Source organism: Pseudophaeobacter sp. TrK17 (genome assembly GCF_042192375.1).
Taxonomy (GTDB): Bacteria; Pseudomonadota; Alphaproteobacteria; order Rhodobacterales; family Rhodobacteraceae; genus Pseudophaeobacter.
In genome coordinates this window covers 98,242-119,482 of the sequence record NZ_CP071701.1, presented here as the reverse complement: position 1 = coordinate 119,482, position 21,241 = coordinate 98,242, and the positions used below count along the sequence as shown (strand labels likewise).

At 60.1% G+C, this 21,241-nt stretch carries 20 protein-coding genes; 4 read left to right on the top strand and 16 right to left on the bottom strand.

Annotated features, from left to right (window positions below; genetic code table 11):
- Positions 1 to 13: 13 nt before the first annotated feature.
- The 12 genes from glpD to metG all read right to left on the bottom strand — a co-directional run bounded on the left by glpD (position 14) and on the right by metG (position 12,014).
- Positions 14 to 1,579, bottom strand: a complete 1,566-nt coding sequence (gene glpD, locus JZI28_RS21305; RefSeq protein ID WP_375700158.1) for a glycerol-3-phosphate dehydrogenase — start codon at positions 1,577 to 1,579, stop codon at positions 14 to 16.
- The gene (locus JZI28_RS21300) at positions 1,572 to 2,384 is read right to left on the bottom strand and encodes a DeoR/GlpR family DNA-binding transcription regulator (RefSeq protein ID WP_375700157.1); all 813 of its coding nucleotides are present in this window, start codon (positions 2,382 to 2,384) and stop codon (positions 1,572 to 1,574) included. The genes glpD and JZI28_RS21300 overlap by 8 nt, the downstream gene beginning before the upstream one ends.
- A gap of 128 nt (positions 2,385 to 2,512) precedes the next feature.
- Positions 2,513 to 3,598 carry a DUF1513 domain-containing protein gene (locus tag JZI28_RS21295; protein WP_375700156.1) on the bottom strand — a complete coding sequence of 362 codons (1,086 nt, stop codon included), beginning with the start codon at positions 3,596 to 3,598 and terminating at the stop codon, positions 2,513 to 2,515.
- 42 nt (positions 3,599 to 3,640) lie between these two features.
- Positions 3,641 to 4,645, bottom strand: coding sequence for an imelysin family protein (locus JZI28_RS21290; RefSeq protein ID WP_375700155.1), 1,005 nt, complete (start codon positions 4,643 to 4,645; stop codon positions 3,641 to 3,643).
- Position 4,646: 1 nt separating this feature from the next.
- A complete protein-coding gene (locus tag JZI28_RS21285) occupies positions 4,647 to 6,233 on the bottom strand; it encodes a di-heme oxidoredictase family protein (protein WP_375700154.1) in 1,587 nt (528 codons plus the stop codon).
- Positions 6,190 to 6,678, bottom strand: coding sequence for a bacterioferritin (bfr, locus tag JZI28_RS21280; protein ID WP_375700153.1), 489 nt, complete (start codon positions 6,676 to 6,678; stop codon positions 6,190 to 6,192). The genes JZI28_RS21285 and bfr overlap by 44 nt, the downstream gene beginning before the upstream one ends.
- On the bottom strand, positions 6,626 to 6,919 hold the full coding sequence (locus tag JZI28_RS21275) for a bacterioferritin-associated ferredoxin (RefSeq protein WP_375700152.1): 294 nt from the start codon (positions 6,917 to 6,919) through the stop codon (positions 6,626 to 6,628). Before JZI28_RS21275 ends, bfr begins: the two co-directional genes overlap by 53 nt.
- 245 nt (positions 6,920 to 7,164) lie before the next feature.
- Positions 7,165 to 8,181, bottom strand: coding sequence for a hypothetical protein (locus tag JZI28_RS21270; RefSeq protein WP_375700151.1), 1,017 nt, complete (start codon positions 8,179 to 8,181; stop codon positions 7,165 to 7,167).
- A gap of 100 nt (positions 8,182 to 8,281) precedes the next feature.
- Complete coding sequence (locus JZI28_RS21265; RefSeq protein WP_375700150.1) at positions 8,282 to 9,550, bottom strand: imelysin family protein; 1,269 nt, start codon at positions 9,548 to 9,550, stop codon at positions 8,282 to 8,284.
- 103 nt (positions 9,551 to 9,653) lie between these two features.
- On the bottom strand, positions 9,654 to 9,827 hold the full coding sequence (gene hemP, locus JZI28_RS21260) for a hemin uptake protein HemP (protein WP_295450679.1): 174 nt from the start codon (positions 9,825 to 9,827) through the stop codon (positions 9,654 to 9,656).
- Complete coding sequence (locus tag JZI28_RS21255; RefSeq protein WP_295450682.1) at positions 9,824 to 9,997, bottom strand: hypothetical protein; 174 nt, start codon at positions 9,995 to 9,997, stop codon at positions 9,824 to 9,826. The genes hemP and JZI28_RS21255 overlap by 4 nt, the downstream gene beginning before the upstream one ends.
- A 298-nt stretch (positions 9,998 to 10,295) precedes the next feature.
- The gene (gene metG, locus JZI28_RS21250; RefSeq protein WP_375700149.1) at positions 10,296 to 12,014 is read right to left on the bottom strand and encodes a methionine--tRNA ligase; all 1,719 of its coding nucleotides are present in this window, start codon (positions 12,012 to 12,014) and stop codon (positions 10,296 to 10,298) included.
- Between the two features lie 266 nt (positions 12,015 to 12,280).
- Between metG and JZI28_RS21245 the strand changes: the two genes are divergently transcribed.
- On the top strand, positions 12,281 to 13,042 hold the full coding sequence (locus tag JZI28_RS21245; protein WP_375700148.1) for an OB-fold-containig protein: 762 nt from the start codon (positions 12,281 to 12,283) through the stop codon (positions 13,040 to 13,042).
- A gap of 129 nt (positions 13,043 to 13,171) precedes the next feature.
- Complete coding sequence (locus tag JZI28_RS21240) at positions 13,172 to 14,881, top strand: flotillin family protein (RefSeq protein WP_375700147.1); 1,710 nt, start codon at positions 13,172 to 13,174, stop codon at positions 14,879 to 14,881.
- Between the two features lie 48 nt (positions 14,882 to 14,929).
- Here JZI28_RS21240 and JZI28_RS21235 read toward each other — a convergent pair whose 3' ends face one another.
- From JZI28_RS21235 to JZI28_RS21225, 3 genes are all read right to left on the bottom strand, one after another.
- A complete protein-coding gene (locus JZI28_RS21235) occupies positions 14,930 to 16,159 on the bottom strand; it encodes an MFS transporter (protein WP_375700146.1) in 1,230 nt (409 codons plus the stop codon).
- Between the two features lie 82 nt (positions 16,160 to 16,241).
- Positions 16,242 to 16,871: a YceI family protein gene (locus tag JZI28_RS21230; RefSeq protein WP_375700145.1), complete on the bottom strand. Its 630-nt coding sequence runs from the start codon at positions 16,869 to 16,871 to the stop codon at positions 16,242 to 16,244.
- 139 nt (positions 16,872 to 17,010) lie between these two features.
- Positions 17,011 to 17,412, bottom strand: a complete 402-nt coding sequence (locus tag JZI28_RS21225; RefSeq protein ID WP_375700144.1) for a rhodanese-like domain-containing protein — start codon at positions 17,410 to 17,412, stop codon at positions 17,011 to 17,013.
- 222 nt (positions 17,413 to 17,634) lie between these two features.
- Here JZI28_RS21225 and JZI28_RS21220 point away from each other — a divergent pair, with 222 nt between their 5' ends.
- Positions 17,635 to 18,678: an aldo/keto reductase gene (locus JZI28_RS21220; RefSeq protein WP_375700143.1), complete on the top strand. Its 1,044-nt coding sequence runs from the start codon at positions 17,635 to 17,637 to the stop codon at positions 18,676 to 18,678.
- A gap of 240 nt (positions 18,679 to 18,918) precedes the next feature.
- Here JZI28_RS21220 and JZI28_RS21215 read toward each other — a convergent pair whose 3' ends face one another.
- Positions 18,919 to 19,956, bottom strand: a complete 1,038-nt coding sequence (locus JZI28_RS21215) for a GlxA family transcriptional regulator (protein WP_375700142.1) — start codon at positions 19,954 to 19,956, stop codon at positions 18,919 to 18,921.
- A 133-nt stretch (positions 19,957 to 20,089) separates the two neighbouring features.
- Here JZI28_RS21215 and JZI28_RS21210 point away from each other — a divergent pair, with 133 nt between their 5' ends.
- Positions 20,090 to 21,004, top strand: a complete 915-nt coding sequence (locus tag JZI28_RS21210) for a 3-keto-5-aminohexanoate cleavage protein (protein ID WP_375700141.1) — start codon at positions 20,090 to 20,092, stop codon at positions 21,002 to 21,004.
- The last annotated feature ends 237 nt before the right edge of the window (positions 21,005 to 21,241 follow it).

Sequence of the window (21,241 nt, the reverse complement as noted above, 5' to 3'; positions counted from 1 at the left end):
GTGGTTGCGGCGCTTAGGTCAGTTTGTTGCGAATGTAGGTGTCCACCGCTGCGCGCTGATCAGGATCCAGGCGCAGGTTCAGCTTGGTGCGGCGCAGCAGGAAATCGTCGCCTGTGCGCACCCATTCGTTTTTGATTACCCAGTCCAGCTCGCGCGCGGTGATGGTTGCGCCAAACTCCTGGCCCAGATCCTGCGCGGTTTTAGCATCGCCCAACACCTCCCAGGCCTCCAGGCCATAGGCGCGCATCAGGCGGCGGCTGGCATAGGCGGACAGGAAGGGATAATCGCTGGCCAGTTTTGCCGTCAGCCTGGCCACATCCGCGACCAAAAAATTGCCACCGGGCATCGCCACGCCGGCGGTCCAGTTGTCCGAGAGCCCCGGCAGGGCCTCGCCAATCTTGGCCAGGGCGGCCTCGGCCAGTTTGCGGTACGTGGTGATCTTGCCGCCAAAAACATTGAGCAGCGGCGCCTGGGTTTGGTCCAGCGTCAGCACATATTCGCGCGTTGCCGCCGTGGCCGAGCTTGCCCCGTCATCATAGAGCGGGCGCACCCCGGAATACGTCCAGACCACATCCGCGCGGCTGATCGGTTTGTCAAAATACTGCGAGGCAAATTTGACCAGATAATCCTGCTCTTCCGGGGTGCATTCCGGTGCGACCTGTGGGTTCGGGTGGTCCGCATCGGTGGTGCCGATGAGGGTAAAGTCTTCCTCATAGGGGATGGCAAAGATAATCCGGCCGTCCTCACCCTGAAAGAAATAGCAGCGGCCGTGGTCAAACAGTTTTGGCACCACGATATGGCTGCCACGCACCAGGCGCACGGTTTCGCGGCTGTTTTGGCCCAGGGTCTGGCGCAGCAGGTCGGCAACCCATGGCCCGCCTGCATTGACCAGCATCTTGGCGTGATGCTCTGCGGTTTCGCCGCTGGCGTGATCCTTGACGGTGATGACCCAGTGATCGGCACGACGCTCTGCATGCAAGACTTCGGTACGGGTCATGATCGTGGCGCCACGGGCCTGCGCATCGCGGGCGTTGAGCACCACCAGCCGGGCGTCTTCGACCCAGCAATCGGAGTATTCAAAGGCCTTTTTGAATTTCGATTTCAGCGGCCGGCCCGCCTCATCCGTGGTCAGATCCACCGTGCTGGTGCCCGGCAGGATGCCGCGCTTGCCCAGGGAATCATACAGGAACAATCCCAGGCGGATCAGCCAGGCTGGACGCCGCCCTTTCATCCAGGGCATAAAGGTGGTCAGCAGTTTTGAGGTCGGCGTGTCATTGTCAAACCGCATGTCCTTGTGGAAGGGCAGCACAAAGCGCATCGGCCAGGAAATATGCGGCATCGCCTGCAGCAGAACTTCGCGTTCGATCAGGGCTTCGCGCACCAGCCGGAACTCAAAATACTCCAGATAACGCAAGCCGCCGTGAAACAGCTTGGTTGAGGCGGAAGAGGTGGCCGAGGCCAGGTCGTTCATCTCGGCCAGGGTGACAGTGAGGCCACGCCCGGCGGCGTCGCGGGCGATACCGCAGCCATTGATGCCGCCGCCAATGATAAAGAGATCGGTGATTTTGGGCTCAGTCATTTTGGATCCGGTCATTTTCGCTGCTTTCGTTTTTGATCTCCTGCGATTCCGTGCACAGGATTTGCGTGCCTGCCGCACGGGCGGCTTCGCAGAAGGGGGCGGGGGGCCGTTGATCGGTGATCACCACATCTAGGTCGGCCAGACCGCAGATCCGCACGGGCGCGGAGCGGGAAAATTTGCTGCCATCGCAGAGCAGGATGGTGCGACGTGCGTTTTTCAGGATGGCGCGGGCGACGGAGACTTCACGGGCGTCATGGTCCAGCACGGCGCCGTCCTCATCCAGCGCTGAGGCACCGATGATGGCGTAATCGACCTTGTAGCGAGAGATGAATTCAACCGCATCTTCGCCGATGATCGCCCCGTCGCTTTGCCGGACAGTGCCGCCAACCAGGATCAGCTCTTTTGCCTCGCCACCCATCATCAGATTTATAATGTTGATATTGTTTGATAATACGGTAAGGTCGCGATGGTTTTCCAGGGCCCGTGCCGCCTGTTCGGTCGAGGTGCCGATGTTGATAGCCAGCGAACAATTGTCGGGGATAAACTCGGCCAGGATGGCTGCCATGGTTTGTTTTGCGGTGGCGTTTTGCTTGCGTCGGTCGGCATAGGCGCGATTGGCGGCAGAGCTAACCCGCACCGCGCCGCCATGCACCCGCGACAACACCCCGCGCGCAGATAGATCCCGCAGGTCGGTGCGAACCGTCTGCAAAGACACCCCAAAGCGCGCCGCGAGGTCCTCAACCTCCACCCGTTCCTGGCTGTTCAGCAGGTCTAGAATCTTGCTGTGGCGACTCGTGGCGTCCATGGGCTTTCCTTTTTGTGGGAATGCCTATCGGATCATGTCGGTTTTGTCACCACATGTTTTCGTTTGACTTGCGATATATGAAATATCGAAAACACATGCGTGTGTATCCCTGCTTTCAGGCGGGGGCATCAGGTCAGGCGGATCAGGTGGTTGTCCCAGGCCAGATCGTGGTACTGCAGTGGTTTTGCTGTGCCTTTGGTCAACGCCAAGATCTGGCCCAGCCCGGTGCTGGCGATCAACCCAGTGCTGGCGGTGGCCAGGCCGCAGACATCTTGCAGCATATGTTCGCGAATGATTTCACCGCTGTGGGTGTCCAGCACCTGCACCAGCCCGCCCCTGGGAGAGGACACCGCGATGGATTGGTCGTCGGCGGCAAAGGCAACAGAGCCGCCATAGCCGCGCATATTGCGCAGCCGGGGGTCGCCCTCTGCCAAAAGCTGCGGTGCAGCGCCGGGTTGATAAAGCCCCAGCAGTGGCAGCTCCGCACCGGGATCTCCCTGCCATTGCATGGCAAAACCCAGGATGCCCGTTGATGACAGGGCAAGGTGGCGGATCGAGTTTAGATGCAACTCTTGATTCAGCTCCATCACGTCCAGCACCTCCCCCTCATGGGACAATAAGCTGAGGTTCGGGCGCATCTGTGGTAGGTTCAGCTTGGCGCGGCCGCTGTCTGGGTGGGTTTCAATGCCGCCATTGGCAATGGCCAGCTGGTCACCGCCCTGGCTGTGGCGCAGCAGCATGTCATGGGGGCCGATCCCACCGGAGCCAAAACTGCCAATGCGACGGTACCCCTGCGTGACCACCCAAATGCCGATCACGCCACGGGTATTTTCATAGTCGTTCTCAGTGGTGAACAGGCGGCTGCCATCCCGCGAGAACAAGCCATGACCATAAAAGTGGTGCCCCTGTGGCGGCTCCAGACGGGCCAGATGGGTGCCATCCCGGCAGTCGATGACATCGGCAAAGCGCCCAGGGCGGCGGGCAAAGGCTACGGCCTCGGGGCGGAGGGGATGGGCGGCGGCGGCATGGCCGCGCCCCGGCAGCGGGCAGGTAAAGCGCAGCGCCCCGGTTTCAGACAGTCCGGCCAGCAGGTAGCGCCCACCGGGATCTTTGGCAGCCGCCAAAAAGGCCGGGCCGCCAAGGTCAGCCCAACTGGGGGCGGGGGCCAGGCCAGTGGCCAATAGGCCGGCGATAAAACCGCGTCGAGAGGTCATGGGCTGTCCTTTGTGCCGTGTGCTGTTCCGTGTTGACGGCTGTCAGTCGCCGTCCAGTGCGTTGAAGCCGGCCAAAACCCCCAGCGCGGGCCCTAGATCGCTCTCAATCAGCGCCCGCAGATCGTTGACCTCTTGCTGTAGCGCCTCGATGCGGAACCGTTTGGCCGGATCAGCAACCCCTGCGAGGCTGGGATCTTCCAGACGCAGGGCGCGCAGGATCGGTTTTTGAAAGGCGGCTTCCAGTCGCGCCACCAAATCGTCGTCATCCTGCGCCAGCGCGACGGCCAGCGGCTGCAGCGCTTGCAGAGCCAGGACGATATGGTGCTGGCTGCGGCCTGAGCGCCAGGCCTCGGCGCGTTTGGGGCGGGGTTTGTCAAAACTGCCCAAGGGGCGGCCCAAACGCATATCCGCCAGCATCTGCAACCCTGTGTTCAGCGACTTGAAAAGCTCTTGCTTGACCTCGGTTTTATCCTGATAGCGCCCGGTGGCACTGCGCATCTGCGCCGCATAGGATTGTTGCCAATCCTGCTGAATGGCCTCAGCCGTGGTGGCAATATCACCGGCCATGGTGGCAATCAGGGCGCAGCGATACTCCGCGGGTTCGGCGCTGGTAAAACTGGCATCGTAGAGCATGAATTCCAGCGCATAAAAACCGCGACCGGCAATTGAGGATTGAGCAAAAACCTGCGGCGTCAGCAGGGCAGGATCGGCGTCACGCAGGTGTTTGGCCAGGGTTTTGGGTGTCTTGCCGCGACTGTCGGGCCAAAAAGCCAGTGCAAAGGCGCGATTGTCCGTCTCAGTAGGGCCAAAGCGCAGGTGGCTGACCCGAGTCCAGTCGTCAAAGGCCTGGCTGTAGGCGTTTTGCAGTGGGGCGGCATCGGGCTGGCATGTGCGACCGGCGGTTTCGGCCAGATCCTGGCTGCTGTCGACCAGGGCCTGCATGGCGGGCAGGATCTGATCGTCGAGGATTTCATCCACCACATCCGCGTGCGCGGCAGTGGTGACAAGCGCGAGGCTGGCGGCAAGCGCAAACAGAAGATGTTTCAAATCAGAGGCTCTCCAGAAAACGAATGAGGGTGGCGCGGTCATCGGGTGACAGCGAGATAACATGATCACGTGCGGGTTTTGCCTCGCCGCCATGCCATAGAATAGCCTCCAGCAGGCTGCGGGCGCGGCCGTCATGCAGATAGGTCGCGTCCGGGTTTACCTGCTTGGTCAACCCGATCCCCCAAAGCGGGGCGGTGCGCCACTCGCGACCCGTGGCGCGGCCTTCGGGGCGGTTATCGGCCAGCCCTTCGCCCATGTCATGTAGCAGCAGGTCACTATAGGGCCAGATCAGTTGAAAGCTGTTCTCGGGCCGATCCGCCAATCGCTGGGTGACAAATTTGGGCGTGTGGCAGCTGGTGCAGCCGCTGGCGTAAAACAGCTCCTTGCCGCGTAGTACCTGAGCATCATCGCTGTCGCGGCGCGCAGGTACGGCCAGGTTGCGGGAATAGAAGGTCACCAGATCCATATTGGCCTGGTCAATTTCGCTGCCACGGATATCGCCATCCCCATGGGGGGCGCTGAGGCAGCGGGTTTGCGCGGCGGTGCAATCGCCCGCTGGGCTGGGGAACAGCGGTGTCGAGATGCCGATATCACCGGAAAAGGCCGCTGCCGATTGCTGGTGCAGGGTTGGCATGCCGGCCTTATAGCCAAAGCGCCCCAGCATGATCTGCTGATATTCGCGCGACCAACTGAGGTTGGCACGCCCGGATATGCCGTCATCATTGCTGTCACCCTCATCGACATTGGCGAGGATATCCGCTGTCGAGATCGCCTCCAGCAATCCCAGACCAATCATTGGCGGTGCCATGCGGGGCGATAACATGGCGTCTGGGTGCAGTGGGCCATAGCCAAGTTCCGCGGCGCTGTAGCTGGGGATGCGCAGCTCAGCCGTTTCGCCACCTGTCAGGGGAATGGTCGATGGGGTGTAGTCCACCCCCAGCCGGTATTCCGGCGCGATGCCGGGTGGGGAAAAATCCTGCAACTGGCCGCCATAGGTGGGGTCAGGGGCAGTGCCGATGTAATCTGTCACCGCCTGCAGATTCTGCGGCGTCTCGCCGGGGATGGAAATGCGCAAAAACATCGAGGCCGAGCGATAGTCCGGGCCTTTGGGAGTCGCGCCGCGGCCATCCTTGATGTGGCAGCGCTGGCAGCTGCGGGCATTATACAGGGGTCCCAGCCCGTCGGAGGCCAGGGTAGAGGCAGGCGCGAACACCCAGATCTTTTTGAACAAGCCGTTGCCGAGCTTGAATTCCAGCTCTTGTTCAAAGGAGAGATTGGCGCTGTGCTGGGAAAAAGCCTCATCATCGCTTCGCGCCCGAACAGTGGCGCTGCCGCCGGGGTTGTCCTCAAACGCTTCGGGGGCGGTAAAATCCTGGGTCGCTGCGGTCACAATGGCCACGCGGGCCTGCTCTGCAGCGCTGCGCGGCAGGGTGTTTAGGTGGGGATCCCCCAGCGACAGGGCTGACAAATCCAGGGGTGGCGCGGGTGTGGGATCCTGGGCCAAGGCGGGAGAGGCCGCCGCAAGCGCGGCAGCCAGAAGGAGCTTACTCTTCGACCTCTTCCATTTTGGTGGCGTTGAGTTGTGCATAGTTTTCGGCACCAATCCGGTCGTGGAGGTCAAGCTGGGTTTCGAGGAAGTCGATATGGCCTTCTTCGTCTGCCATCAATGTTTCAAACAGCTTCATGGTGACGTAATCGCCGGCATCGTTGCAGACCTCGCGCGCCTCTTTGTACAGTGCCCGGGCGCTTTCTTCGGCGGCAAGATCGCATTCCAGCGTTTCCTTAGGCGTCTGGCCGATGCGCAGCGGATCCAGCTTTTGCAGGTTGGGGTGGCCGCCCAGAAACAGAATTCGTTCAATCAGATTGTCCGCGTGCTGCATCTCTTCGATGCTTTCCTCACGGCTTTTCTTGGCCATGCTGCCCAGGCCCCAGTCGTCCTGCAGGCGATAGTGGAGCCAGTATTGGCTGACCGCTGTCAGCTCATGACGCAGCGCTTTGTTGAGATAGTCGATGACTTTGGGGTCGCCCTTCATTGGTGCTCTCCTGAGTTGTTCTGCGGCGTAGGTTCTGCAGCTTTGCCGGTACTTTCATTCTATCATTGCTGCGCATGGTGTCGAGGAAGAGCGGCATGCATCCGCCACAATCGGCCGCTTTGCCAAGCGCGTGATAGATTTTTCCAGGGGTAATAATGGTTTCCGGGTCCGCGCTGCGCATCCAGTCAATGGCGGCATGGATATCGTGGTCCGAAATTGAAGTGCAGTGGCAGATGATCATGCAAAAGACCCCTGGGAATGTGTGGCACCGTGGTTCTATCGAGTCGATGCAATATCTGACTAAAACAATCGGAATACAAGGGTTAAATCTGATTGTTTCTATCGGGTAATGGGGGTTTGCAAAAAAATATGGGCCGCAAAGCTGCGGCCCATCTGGCGTGTGGCGATTCTGGCGGGGTCCGAGGGAAGGCGTAACCCGTCAGATCAGCTGCAATTGCGGTGTTGAGCCCGCAGGTATCCTCACTGTTAGCCGCCGAGTGGGATGATCAGGTTGAGACCAACAATGGTATCTTTTACGCCACCATCATCCTGCAGCGCCAAAGCGCCGCCCAGAACCATGCCGTTGCTGAACTCGCGTTCCAGCGCAATCGAGTGCAGGTCGGTTTTGCCGGAACTGTCCAGATCACGCTGCGACAGGGTGCCCGACAGGGTCCAGTCGCCCATGGCATAGGCCGCGTTCAAGGTCACAAAAGTCGCGTCATCGGCTGTGCCGCCAAAATTGCTAAAGCTGGCAACCTCAGCAAAGACATCCAGGCCAGCGTCAAAGGAATGGCCAAGACCGGCGACAAAGCCCTGTTCGTCATCCACGTCGCCCACACTGGCGCTCAGGTGCCGCGCGCCGATGTGGAAACGGGTGTTGTCCACCTCGTGGTTCCATTGAATGGCAAAGCTGTCCAGCTTACCGGTGTTGCCCGCGCCGCCGGTATTGGAACGGTTGCGGCCACGATCCGTGCCCCAGGAGCGGCTGAGCGAGGTGTCATCGGCAAAGAACAGGCCAAAGGACAGGGTGCCGGCACCGTTCAGTTCGACATCGGCCAGAATGCCCAACTGTTCTGTCAGCTCATAGTCTTCGGCGAGCGTGCCGCCAAAAAAGCCAGCGGTGTCATCCCAGGCGGAGCCAAAAACCGGGTGCAGCTTACCAATGGCGACGGTAGTGGATTCACCGATGCCAAAGCTAAAGCCGAGCTCTTCGACATAGAGCCCAAGGTCGTCAAAGGTGCGATCGGCGGTTGGATCGGTGACGCTCTCGCCGGTCAGGGTCGAAAAGATCGCCATGCGATTGCCAAAGGTATAGGTGCCGGTGGCGGTGATGATGGCATAGGTGTTGCGGATTTCATTGGCAGGCACATCGGAGGAGACAACCTGTTCGTTGCCAATTTCGATTTCACCTTCCCAGGTGAAGCCTTGTTCAGCAGCGGCAGCATTTGCGCACAGCAATAGGGGCGCGCTGAAAGCCAGCGCGGCTTTGGTCTTGGTATTCATGGACGGTCTTCTTTCTGGTGGGGAGGCCTGGCTGTTTGGATTTGCCAGGCCACTTGGGTCTTAGCTCTGATGAATTGTTATGATATTACGTTGCAGATCTTTATTCGAAGACCGCCGAGGGATTGTCAAGACTGTCTGAGCCTTCGAATTCCAAACCATTCAGATTGAGTAGTTTGACCACGCGCTCGATTGACCGGGTTTGATCCACCAGCCCATTTACGCCCCCCATGATCAGGGCCTCGCCAGCAGCATTGCCCTGTTGCAACATCTGGTCATAGGAAAAGCCGGCTTCGGCGGTGGATTTGATCCGCCCCAGGGCCCGCATGGTGGTGGACAGTTTGGTCTGCATTTCAAGGTCCAGGCTCGGCTCGGCGGCGGCGACCAGATCGGACAGCGACGGGCCGGAGATCAGCGCGCCATTCACCCGCACATATTCACCGAGGTAGACGTTTTGCACGCCGAGGCCATCGTAGTAATGGCTGTTATGGGTATTGTCGGAAAAGCAGTCGTGCTCTTCTTCGGGATCATTCAGCATCAGGCCAAGGCGCATGCGCTCGCCCGCCTGTTCGCCATACGACAGAGATCCCATGCCAGTGAGCATGGCAGAAATCCCGGCGCCTTCATTGGTCAGCAGGGTGGAGCGGGCTGCGCCGGTCGCGTCCCATTGGGCCGCCATCCATTGCAGATCAGAAACCAACAGGTCGGTGGCGGCTTTCAGGTAGGCGCCACGGCGGTCGCAATGACCATTGGTGCAGCTGTCACCTGTCGCATAGTCGGTCCAGGGGCGGTCACCTGCGCCGTGGTCGGTGCCGTTCAGATCCTGACCCCAGAGCAGAAATTCAATGGCGTGATAGCCGGTGGCCACATTGGCCTCGACGCCATCGGCCTCGTGTAGCGTATCGGAGAGCAGCGCCGGGGTGATGGGCCTGGTGTCGATGGTTTTGCCAGACAGATCAAAGCTCGGATTGGCGATCACGTTCAGCGCTGCCAGAGCGTTTTCATCGCTGGGGCCACCATAGGCGGCATCCACATAGTCGATCAGGCCTTCATCCAGCGGCCAGGCGTTCACTTTGCCTTCCCAATCGTCAACGATGGCATTGCCAAAGCGGAAGACTTCGGACTGCTGGTACGGCACGCGGGCGGCCAGCCAGGCGTGACGGGCGGCGGTCAGGGCCTCGGCAGAGGGCGCGGCGATCAGGGCGTTTACCGCACTTTGCAGCGTCTGGGCGGTGGCGAGGCTGTCTTGGTAGGTGGCTTCGGCGATATTGGCATAGTTGGCCAGAACCTCGGCCTTGCTCGCAGCCAGAACTGGTGTCGCGCCGAGGGCGAGACCTGCCAGGGCAGAGCCCGTCAAAAACAGATTTTTCATTTTGAAATCCTTGGATAGTGTCGCTTGAGGGGGTCTATGATGGGTCACCGGAGCCGCGTCGGCAGGGGCGTAGTACTGCCACGTCTGCAGACCTGCGGTAGGCTTATTTGGTCAGAATCAGCTTTCCGGCGCGGGTGATGCGCAGGCTGTAGACCTGGCCGTTGAGCAGAATGCGCGCCTGAATGCCCCCGCGGGTAAGATCCTCAGCGTGGTAGGTTGGGAATACTTCGGGGGATGCTGCGGTGGTTGGCACTGGGTTTGATGTCATCTGGTTCATGTGGGTCGCCCATTGTTGAATTCCGCCTTGTCCAAAAGCCATTCCAGGCACAGGCCGCTCAGGGCGCCGCTGGGGGCAAAAACCGGGGCCCAAATTGCCTCGCGCTCCACCGCCGTTTCAGGATTGGGGCAGGGGGAAGGCGTGCGGGTCTGGTGGTTTTTGATCGACATGGTGGCAATTTCTATTTGTGTGATGTGGCTCCGGGCTGGCCTGTCGAGTCAGGTTGGCTGCGGGCTTTATACCTGATTAAATCTATCAGAAAACCCTTTCTGACTATTTTTGTCGGAAAATATTACTTCGCGATGTATTATTCCACAAACGGGAAATAGTGTTGGTGATTTTCCCTGTCTGAACCAAAGGGGGGGCAAAAGCGGCGCTACCAAAAGGAAAAGCCCGCCTTGAATAAGGCGGGCTTTGCAGGTTTTGGCGCGCTTGCGCGCGCCGGATTGGCACCTTGAGGACGCGTTGTTAGTCGCGGGTCCCGGCGAAGCGCTCTTGCCATTCTTCCCGTTGTTCGTCGGTGATTTTGGCAAAGAGATTTTCCGGTACGCTAAACCCATGGCCCGCAGGCAATGTGGACAGCGCGGCCTCTACATCAGCCGGCCAGCTGCTGTCGTCGCAGTTCAGCGCCTGCATCAGCGCCTCGGAGGCGGTGGGAATAAAGGGTGCGCTCAGCACCGCATAGAGCCGGATCAGGTTGAGGCCAAGACGCACCTGGGTGGCAGCCAGTTCCGGATTGGTCTTGAATGTCGACCAGGGGGCGGTGCTTTGCAGGTATTCGTTGCCGGCAACCCAGATCGCCCGCAGCTCCTGAGCGGATTTGCGCACTTCCATGTTTTCCATGTGCTGCTCATAGGCACGAATGCGGCTGGTAAGGTCCGCAATCAGCGCCTGCTCTGGTTCGCCATAGGGGGCGGATTCGGGAACAGCTTCGCCAAATTTGGAGCGGCAGAACTTGGTGATGCGGCTGACGAAGTTACCCAGCACATCTGCAAGATCCTTGTTTACGGACTGCTGGAAATTCTCCCAGGTGAATTCGGCGTCAGAGCTTTCGGGGGCATGGCTGAGCAGCCACCAGCGCCAATAGTCGGCGGGCAGGATTTCCAGCGCCTGATCCATGAAGATGCCGCGCCCCTGGCTGGTGGAGAACTGGCCGCCATCATAGTTCAGGTAGTTGAAGCTTTTGAGGTGGTCGACCAGTTTCCAGGGTTCACCAGAGCCCAAGATGGTGGCCGGGAAGGACAGGGTGTGGAAAGGCACGTTGTCCTTGCCCATGAACTGGACGTATTTCACATCGTCGGCACCCATGTCGGTTCGCCACCAGCGTTGCCAATCGGCATCCGTTTTGCCATTGGCCTCGGCCCATTCGCCAGCGGCGGCGATGTATTCGATGGGTGCGTCGAACCAGACGTAGAACACCTTGCCTTCCATGCCGGGCCAGTCCTCGGTGCCTTTTTTGACCGGAATCCCCCAGTCGAGATCACGGGTGATACCGCGGTCCTGCAAGCCGTCGCCGTCATGCAGCCATTTTTTGGCGATCGAGGTGGTCAGCACTGGCCAGTCGGCTTTGCTGTTGATCCAAGCGTCGAGTTGGTCCTTCATCTGGCTTTGGCACAGGAACAGGTGTTTGGTGGCGCGCACTTCCAGATCGGTAGAGCCGGAGATCGCCGAGCGTGGATTGATCAGGTCGGTGGGGTCCAGCTGCTTGGTGCATTCTTCACATTGATCGCCGCGCGCCTTTTCAAAGCCGCAGTTGGGGCAGGTGCCCTCGACATAGCGGTCGGGCAGGAAGCGGCCATCGGCGTGGGAGTATATCTGGCTGTCGTCCACTTCGCGGATCAGGCCTGCCTCGGCCAGCTTACCGGCAAAATGCTGGGTCAGCGCGTGGTTCTGTGGGCTGGAAGAGCGGCCAAAGTGATCAAAGCTGAGGCCAAAGCCCTTGGCAATCCCGGCCTGGACCTCATGCATTTCGGCGCAGAATTCCTCGACGGGCTTGCCCGCCTTGGCGGCGGCGAGTTCGGCGGGGGTGCCGTGTTCATCGGTGGCACAAAGAAACAGCACCTCGTTGCCGGTGGCACGCTGGAACCGGGCATAAAGATCCGCCGGCAGCTGACTGCCAACCAGATTTCCCAGGTGCTTGATCCCGTTAATGTAGGGAATTGCCGAAGTGATCAGAACGCGTGCCATGCCATCCACCCATGTGTAAAGTCAGAGCTCCGTCTACCCCATGCGGCGCGACACGAAAACCCCGGCTGAACCTTTCAGAGCATTTTTGAAAGCGCTCCTGGGATCAGGCCCCATTTACACTGCTTTTACATGTCTTTGCGATTTGTTCCGGCGCAGCTATAACGGGTGTTATTCACCGGATGTCTTGAAATATCCCTGATATACACCAAATAGACTGCATACCATTGCATACTGAATGATATTTTGCTTCGAGGATCTTGCCATAGATGTTTGACTACCTGCTGGATCCCGGATTTTTGCCCTTCACCTTTGCGCTGGCGCTGCTCTTTGGTCTTGCCGGGTTGGAACTGGCGGCCCTGCTTATCGGTGCGAGTTTCCTTGGCAGCGGTGAGGCCGAGGCGGGCCTTGATGGCGCCGAAGGGCCTGAACTGGGCGACATGGGTGATGTTGCGGGGGATCTGTCCCTGGACGCGGATGCACTGGGCGATCTGGGAGATCTGGGCGACCTTGATCTTGCGGATATTGATGGCGTTGACCTGGCCGAAGACACGCTGCCGGTTGACGCCTCCGGCGGGGTCGGCAGCTGGCTGGGGCTGGGAAAAATGCCGATGCTGATCTGGCTTGCCGTGTTGCTACTGGGTTTCGGCCTGAGCGGTATCGGGCTGCAACTGGGGGTGAAATCCCTGTTGTCCGCTACGCTGCCGGCCTGGTTGGTTGCGATTCCGGCGGGGGCCTTTGGTCTGTGGTTTGCCCGCAGCTTTGGCGCTGTCTTTGCGCGGGTTTTGCCGCAGACCGAAACCGAAGCCCTATCAGATCGTAGCCTGGGGCGTCGGCGGGGGGTCATCACTCAAGGCACTGCCGCCACAGGGCGTGCCGCCGAGGTGCGGGTGGTGGATCGTTATGGCAATGCGCATTATCTGCGCGCCGAACCCTTTGCCAAGGGCGAAGAGATTACACAGGGCACCGAAGTGCTGGTGATCCGGGACAGGCGGCAGGATGCCTATGTTCTGATCCCATTGTCGGAATGACGCCTATTGCAGCCATTCATCTGCTGACACAAAGGCGGGTTTGATATGGCCAAGAAAACAACCGAACAAACAGCTGAACAAACAACCGAACAAACGGCCGAAATTTTATTGGACGATGGAGAAATTCAAATGGATTTTCTGATTATTGGTGTGCCCAGTGTATTGGCACTTCTTCTTGTTATTGGCCTGGTGCTTGGTCGCTTGTATCGGCGCTCAACCCGCGAAGTTAGCCTTATTAGAACCGGTTCAGGCGGTAAGAAGGTGATCATGGATGGTGGCGTTCTTGTGGTGCCTTTGCTGCATGAAGTCAGCCCGGTCAACATGAAGACCCTGCGCCTGGAAGTGAAGCGCGACGGCGAGGCGGCCCTGATCACCCAGGACCGGATGCGGGTTGACGTTGGCGTGGAATTCTACGTCTCGGTGATGGCGACCTCTGAGGGGATTGCCCGCGCAGCCCAGACATTAGGGGATCGCACCTTTGATGTGGAGCAGCTGCGCGAGATGATCGAGGGCAAGCTGATTGATGGTCTGCGCGCGGTTGCAGCACAGATGACCATGGATGGATTGCACGAAAACCGGGCTGATTTTGTCCAGGAGGTGCAAAACGCCGTTTCCGAAGATCTGACCAAAAACGGTCTCTCACTGGAATCCGTGTCACTGACAGCGCTGGACCAGACCCCGTTTGAAGCGCTGGACGAAAACAACGCCTTTAACGCTGTTGGTATGCGCAAGCTGGCCGAGGTGATTGCGACATCAAAGATGGAGCGCGCCCAGATTGATGCGGATGCTGACGTGTCGGTGCGCCGTGCGGCGATGGAGGCCCAGCGTCAGAAACTGTTGATCGAACAGGACGAAGAGCAGGCCCGCATCGAACAAAAGGAACGGGTGGAAACCCTGCGCGTCGCCCAGGAAGCTGAAATTGCCGCCCGGACTGAAGATTCTGTGCGCGAAACTGAACGCTCTCGCATTGCGCGGGAAGAGGCCATTCGTTCCGCCGATATTGAGCGTGAGCGCAAGATCCGCGTCGCTGAGATCACCAAAGAGCGCGAGCTGGAAGTGACCGAGCAGGAACGCCAAATTATCATTCAGCAAAAATCCGAAGAAGAAAGCCGCGCCCGTGCCTCTGCCGATCTGGCCCGCGCCGAAGCGACCAAGGCGACCGAAGCCGTGGCAACCGCCCGTCAGGTGGCCGAAGCCGAGCGTGAAAAGCAGATCGTGTTGATCCAGGCCACCCGCGAGGCCGAGCGCCAGGCCACAGGCATCCGGCTTGCGGCCCAGGCAGAAAAAGACGCCGCCGCCGACCGGGCGGAGGCCCGCCGCGAGGAAGCCCAGGCCGAGGCAGATGCGCTCAACATTCGCGCCGAGGCGAAAAAGAACGACATGCTGGCCGAGGCCGAAGGGAAGCGCGCCATTGTTGACGCCGAAAATGCGCTCTCGGCTGAGCTGATCGGCATGAAGATTGACCTGGCCCGTCTGGAGGCGATGCCTTTGATCGTTGCTGAGATGGTGAAACCTGCTGAAAAGATCGACTCGATCAAGATCCATCAGGTTGGCGGTATTGGCCCAATGGGCGGCGCTGGCGGCAATGGCCAGGCCGTGCAGGGGGGTAGCGGTGAAAAGCCGGTGGTGAACCAGGCGCTGGACTCGATCATGGGGATGGCGGTGCAGATGCCGGCGCTGAAAAAGCTGGGCGAAGAGCTGGGCCTGTCAATGGAAGATGGCGTCAGCGGAATTGCCAGTACGGCACTTGGGGTTGAGGCGCCCAAACCCTCCTCTGTTGATGAACCATCTGAAGGAGCGGCTGAGGCATCAGAGGTAGAGCCGGGCTCCGCCGCCTGATCAATCAAACAGATTTTGGAAAGAGGGCCGGGAGTTTCCGGCCCCTTTTTATTTGCGCTCCCGCGCCCGTTTCAGCAATCGCCCAATGGTGAAAGAGGTGCGCGGCGCATAGACATAGCGGGTCCGGTCTTCGACATTTGGCGCAGGCCGCGCTTGCATCCGGGTCAGGCCAAATATCATCAGCAGAATATGACCCACAGCGACAAAGGCAAACAAGGCTGATGGCCCATAATTGCTGATCAGGCTGGAGGCCACATAGGGGGCCGCAATCGCGCCAAGGGCAAAAAAGAACATCAAGGCCGCCGAGAGCTCAACCCGTTGTTCAGAGGTGGCAAAATCATTGGCATGTGCCGAGGAGAGCGAGAAAATCGGAAAAGTGGTGAGGCCAAAGAACCCTGCTGCCAGCATTACCCCAAGGGTGCCGGTTTGACTGGCCATCATGGTGATGAGGCAGCTGATCACCGCCGCCGCCGACAGCCAGATCAGCACCCAGCGCCGATCGTATTTATCGGCCAGCCAACCCATTGGATACTGCGCCAGCGCCCCACCCAAAACAAATGAGGCCAGGAAAAAGGCAATTTGGTCGATTTCCAGCCCGACCTCTTGTCCATAAATCGGTCCTACCATCCGAAAGGAGGCCGAGCTGAGCGCCGCGACAATCACCCCGGCGACCGCCAGCGGGGAGCACTGCCAGGCCAGTTTTGGCCGCAGGCGCGGGGCCTTGGGGGTCTCGGGCTGGCTGGCGCGTGTCAGGGTGAGCGGCAGCAGGGCGGCACAGCACAGCAGCGCCAACAGGTTGTAAGAGACATAATAGGCAGGCGGTAGCACCGCGATGAACAGCTGCGCCCCCAGTGACCCGCCCATGTCCACCAACCGGTAGGTGCCCATGGCGCGGCCGCGGGTCTCATTGGTGACCTTGGCGTTGAGCCAAGCTTCGATCACGGTATAGGCGCCAGCCACACAGACCCCGGAGGCAATTCGCATGGCGGCCCAGGCATAGGGGTTGTCAGTCAGCGTATGGCCAATCAGCCCCATGGCTCCCAGCGCGGTGCAAACGGCAAAGCTGCGCGAATGGCCGATACTGCCCAACAGGCGCGGCGCCCACCAACAGCCAACAAAAAAGCCCAGAAAATGCGCCGAGCCCAACAGGCCGATCTGTTCTTTGTCAAACCCCAGGGCAAACCCGGACAGCGCATCAAGCGGACCGACGCCTCCGGTTGCAAACTGCAACAGCACGACCGACAGGAACAAGGCAGCAAAGGAAATGATCATACGCATAACAGGCACTCAATGCTGTATGCCGGGGGCGTTGCAAGAGGTTTTTCGACGCAAATGTCGTATCCAGCCTGTTGGCGATACTTTATGCCAGCTGATGCAGACCGGCGCGAATGTCCAGACGCACGGTGTCGCCGACCAGCCCCGCATAGCCCGATGCGCCATAGGCGGCACGGCTCAGGCTGCCCTGGAGGGTGACATCCAGACGGCTGAGATCATCCACTGCGCTACCGGTGCGACGAAACAAGGCGATCTGCAGCGAAAGCGGCAGGGTTATCCCGCGCAGGGTGAGGTCGCCGATGAGTTCGGCGCCATTGGACAGGCGCCCTTCGGGGCCGAGCAGGACGCGGCGGGTGACAAAGCGGATGGTCGGAAAATGCGCGACATCCAGAATTTTGGGGCCGGTCATGGCCTTGGTGGCAAAGATCAGACCAGTTCTGGCGGCCTTTGCATCCAGCGAAACCGCAACCCGGGTTTCGGTCAACCGTTTGGGGTCCAGCGCCACCTGTGAGCTGGAAATAGGCATCGTGCCGTTTTGCCAACTGCCATTGAGGCGAAAACCAAATGTTACCTTTGTGGTGGCAAGATCCAGGGCATAACCCGGAGTCTGGGCCTGCGTCTGGCTGGCCGCCACGAGCCGACCCGGCACCGTGGCGAGCCCGGGACCCGCAGCCAGGCTCAACAGGGCCAGAAGGATTTGTCGGCGTGACGGCATGATATGGTCCCTGCTCTGTCCGGGCCGTGGGGGGCTTGGTTCGGTTTGAAACAAACCCCTCCTTGAACCCATAGCAGGTTCTGCCACCAGTGCTAGCAGCCGCGTGCGGCCGGGTGTAATTGCCGGGATGGCTGGGACATCAGGTTGTCCGTGGCACGATAGGCCCGCCGGCCTTCTCCCAGGCGGTAAAGCCGCCTTCGAGATGCATCACAGGTTTCAGCCCCATTTCCATGGCGATCTTGGCACTCAGGGCGGACCGCCAGGCGCTGGCGCAGTAAAACACATAGGTCTTGTCCTGATTGAACACCGGCTTGTGATAGGGGCTGTCGGGATCGATCCAGAACTCCAGCATGCCGCGGGGGCAGGAAAAGGCGCCGGGGATCAGGCCAGAGCGCTGCAGTTCGCGGATGTCGCGCAGATCGACAAAGACATAGGCGGGGTCTTGCGCCTTTTCCTTGGCTTCAGAGATCGACATGGTGTTGACGGTTTCATTGGCCTCGGCCAGCAGGGCCTTGACGCCCTTGGTAATGTTCTGTGCCATCGAAAAGTGCACTCCCTTGATATTGCTGCGGTGGTCTCGCTTGCGGTTAAGCTCTCCCATTGTGTCCGCAAGTACAAGATGGCCTGGCGCAAACCGCTGCAAAGCGGGCTGATGGGAACTTGCACCCAGATCGTGGGCGGCTAAGGTCTGAGGCGAAAACAGGTCACCAGGCCTGCGCAAACCGCCAGACCTGGTGTCGGTTGTAGAGTGAAGGAACGCGCGATGAAGATGAACCCCTTGGGACGCACCGGGATGCAGGTTTCGGAGCTGTGCCTGGGCACGATGACCTTTGGCACCCAGACCCCGGAAGCCGAGGCCCACGCCCAAATCGACTATGCCCTGGCGGCCGGGGTGAATTTCATCGACACCGCTGAGATGTATCCGGTCAACCCGGTGCGGGCGGAAACCACAGGGCGCAGCGAAGAAATCCTGGGGACCTGGAACAAAAAGACCGGACGGCGGGGTGACTATATTCTGGCCACCAAACATTCCGGCGAGGGCCTGGCAGCGGTGCGGGACGGCGCGCCGATTTCGTCCAAGACCATCGCCAGCACCGTTGAGGGATCCCTGAAGCGGCTGCAGACGGAGTATATCGACCTCTACCAGTTTCACTGGCCCAATCGCGGCAGCTACATGTTTCGCAAGAACTGGAATTTTGATCCCTCAACCCAGAACCGTGAAGAGACCCTGGACAATATGCGCGACTGTCTGGAGGCGCTGCAGGGGCAGGTGGACAAGGGCAATATCCGCGCCTTTGGACTGAGCAATGAAAGCGCCTGGGGCACCGCGCAGTGGCTGCGGCTTGCCGAGGAGGGGCTGGGGCCAAGGGTGGCTTCGATCCAGAATGAGTATTCGCTGATTTGTCGGATGTATGACACCGATCTGGCCGAGCTGAGCGTCAACGAGGATGTGGGGCTGTTGGCCTTTTCACCTCTGGGCACCGGGCTGTTGACGGGCAAGTATCAGGAGGGCGTGGTGCCGGAGGGGTCGCGCAAATCCATCGTGCCAGAGCTGGGCGGGCGGCATTCGCCACGGGTTTATAGTGCGGTTGCGGCCTATCTGGACATCGCAGCGCGGCACGGGCTGGACCCGGTACATATGGCCCTGGCCTGGTGCCGCACCCGGCCCTTTATGGCCAGCGCTATCTTTGGCGCCACAACGCAAGCACAGCTGGAACATGCGCTCAAATCAGTGGCGTTGGAGCTGTCGGCGGAGGTGCTGGAAGAAATCAACCAGGCCCACCGCGCCCATCCCATGCCGTACTAACCGGGTAAGGGGGGGCTCCCGCCTGCGCCAGAGGCATTAATATGCCTCTTTGCAGTTGGGCCGGGCGCCGCGCTTTGCGCGGCGGAAACAGGCAGTAAAATTGCTGAGATACCTCTCAGGAGCAGGTGTGCCCCTGAGAGGCCATAACGAGTCTATTGCCACAGGCACCGCCTCAAGGGTGAACCCTGCTGCGCAGGGCCGACAAGCGGCCCTTGACCCGGAACCTGTGGGGACAAAAGGTCAATGAGTGGTGGGCCGGGGCGATTCCGGGCGGGACTGGCCTGAGCCACCAAAGCTGGCCTTTTCAGGCGTATTGCGCATTTGGCGCAGCTCTCGCGCCGAGGTGCCATGGGCCACACGAAAGGCGCGGGCAAAGCTGGAGGGCGAGGTAAAGCCGGTGGCCAGAGCCACCTCCATCAGTGACAGATCGGTGTCGCTGACCAGACGGCGGGCCTCTGCCAGGCGCAGGTGCAGGTAGTGGTCCTGCGGCGTGGTATTGAGCCGCAGGCGAAACTGCTGTTGCAGGCTGCGCGGGCTGGTGCCCAGGCGTTCGGCAATTTTGGTCAGGGTCAGGGGCTCATCCAGGGCGGATTCCATCAACGCGTTGGCCTTGGCGGTGAGGGCGTTGTGTTTGTGACCACCCAAGCGGCTTTGCGGGCGGGTCGGAACTGCGGGGCCATCATAGAGGAACAGGCCGGCCACACGGGCGGCAAAGCCGGCGCCATGGCGGGTGCTTATGATATGCAGCATCATTTCAATCGCCGGGGTGGCACCGCCGGAGGTCAGGCGTTCGTCCGAGACGGTGAAGCGGTCATTGCGGCAGTCCACCTCGGGAAAGCGGCTGGCAAAATTCTCCAGATCCTCCCAGTGGGTGGTGGCGGGATGGCCCTGCAGCAGGCCGGCCTCAGCCATCAGCCAGGGGCCGCCATCAATGCCGGCAATCGTCGTGCCTTGCGCTGCGATGCGCCGCAGACCGGCCAGCAGACTGGGGGTGGCTTGCTGGGCCAGTTGGAAGCCGGCCACGACAATCAGCAGCTCGCAGTCTGCGAGCCGGGCCAGGGGAAAGCTGGGCACCGAAAGGCCACTGGTCAGCATTGGCTGGTCTTCGGTGGCACTGACATAGTCCCAGTCAAAGACGCAGCGCCCGGCCAGCCGGTTGGCGGCGCGCATCGGATCGACGGCGGCCGCAAAAGAGAGCGTGTTGCATTCATCAAGCACCAGCACCGCTGTTTTCAGCGGGCGATGTTCGGGTTGCAGGATGTTTTTTGCGGATTTCATCAACTTCGATTCGCTTAGTGTAAACTGTCTCTGCAAAGGCTGAGGCACAGTAGGCCGTGACGCAAATAGGAATCTGGGGAAGAGCCTGGGGATAACTCTAGGCACAACCCTGTACATTGCCGGGAAAACCAAAATGCCTCTGAATATGAACAAAAACGTCTTTATTACCTGCGCGGTGACCGGCTCTGGCAGCAGCCAGGATCGCAGCCCGCATGTGCCGCGTTCCCCCCAGCAGATCGCCGACAGCGCCATTGCCGCCGCCAAGGCCGGCGCCGCTGTGGTGCATTGCCATGTGCGCGATCCCGAGACCGGGGTGCCGAGCCGCGATCTGGGGCTTTACCGGGAAGTCACCGACCGCATTCGCGACAGCGACACCGATGTGGTGCTGAACCTCACCGCCGGCATGGGCGGCGACATCACCTTTGGCGATGTTGAAAACCCGCTGCCGGTCAATGCGGCCGGCACCGATATGATTGGCGCCACCGCCCGCATGGCACATATCGCTGAATGCCTGCCCGAGATCTGCACCCTGGACTGCGGCACCATGAACTTTGCCGAGGCGGATTACGTGATGACCAACACGCCGGGCATGTTGCGCGCCATGGGGCAGATGATGGCGGATCTGGGCGTGAAGCCCGAGATCGAAGCCTTTGACACCGGTCACCTTTGGTTTGCCAAAGAGCTGGAGAAAGAAGGCATCCTGCAAAGCCCCGCGCTGGTTCAGCTTTGTATGGGGGTGCCATGGGGCGCGCCCAATGATCTGAATACGTTCATGGCTATGGTCAACAATATACCTGAGAGCTGGAACTGGTCGGCCTTCTCGCTGGGGCGGGATCAGATGGCCTATGTGGCGGCTTCTGTGCTGGCGGGTGGCAATGTGCGGGTCGGGTTGGAAGACAACCTCTGGCTCGACAAGGGCGTACTGGCGGAGAACTACCAGCTGGTAGAGCGCGCAGGCACCATTATCGAGAACATGGGCGGCAAGCTGATGGGACCGGCAGAGGTGCGCGAGCAGTTGGGGCTGGTGAAGCGGGCGCCTAAAGGCTGAATTGACAACGGCAGCAAAGGGAATAGCGTCTCAGCATTGTTTCAAAAAGGAACTTTTGATGCGCTATTTTATTTCCGGAGCGATGCTTTTTTTCATGGCGGCATGCATATCCGATCACGAACGGGGGCCTCGAACCAAAGAAGAGCGGGCAATGGCCAAAGAGTGCACAGCCAAGGGTGGAAAGTTTGCACGGACAGGCATCTATGCGCAGATTACGTTTTGCCAAATGCCAAAGCG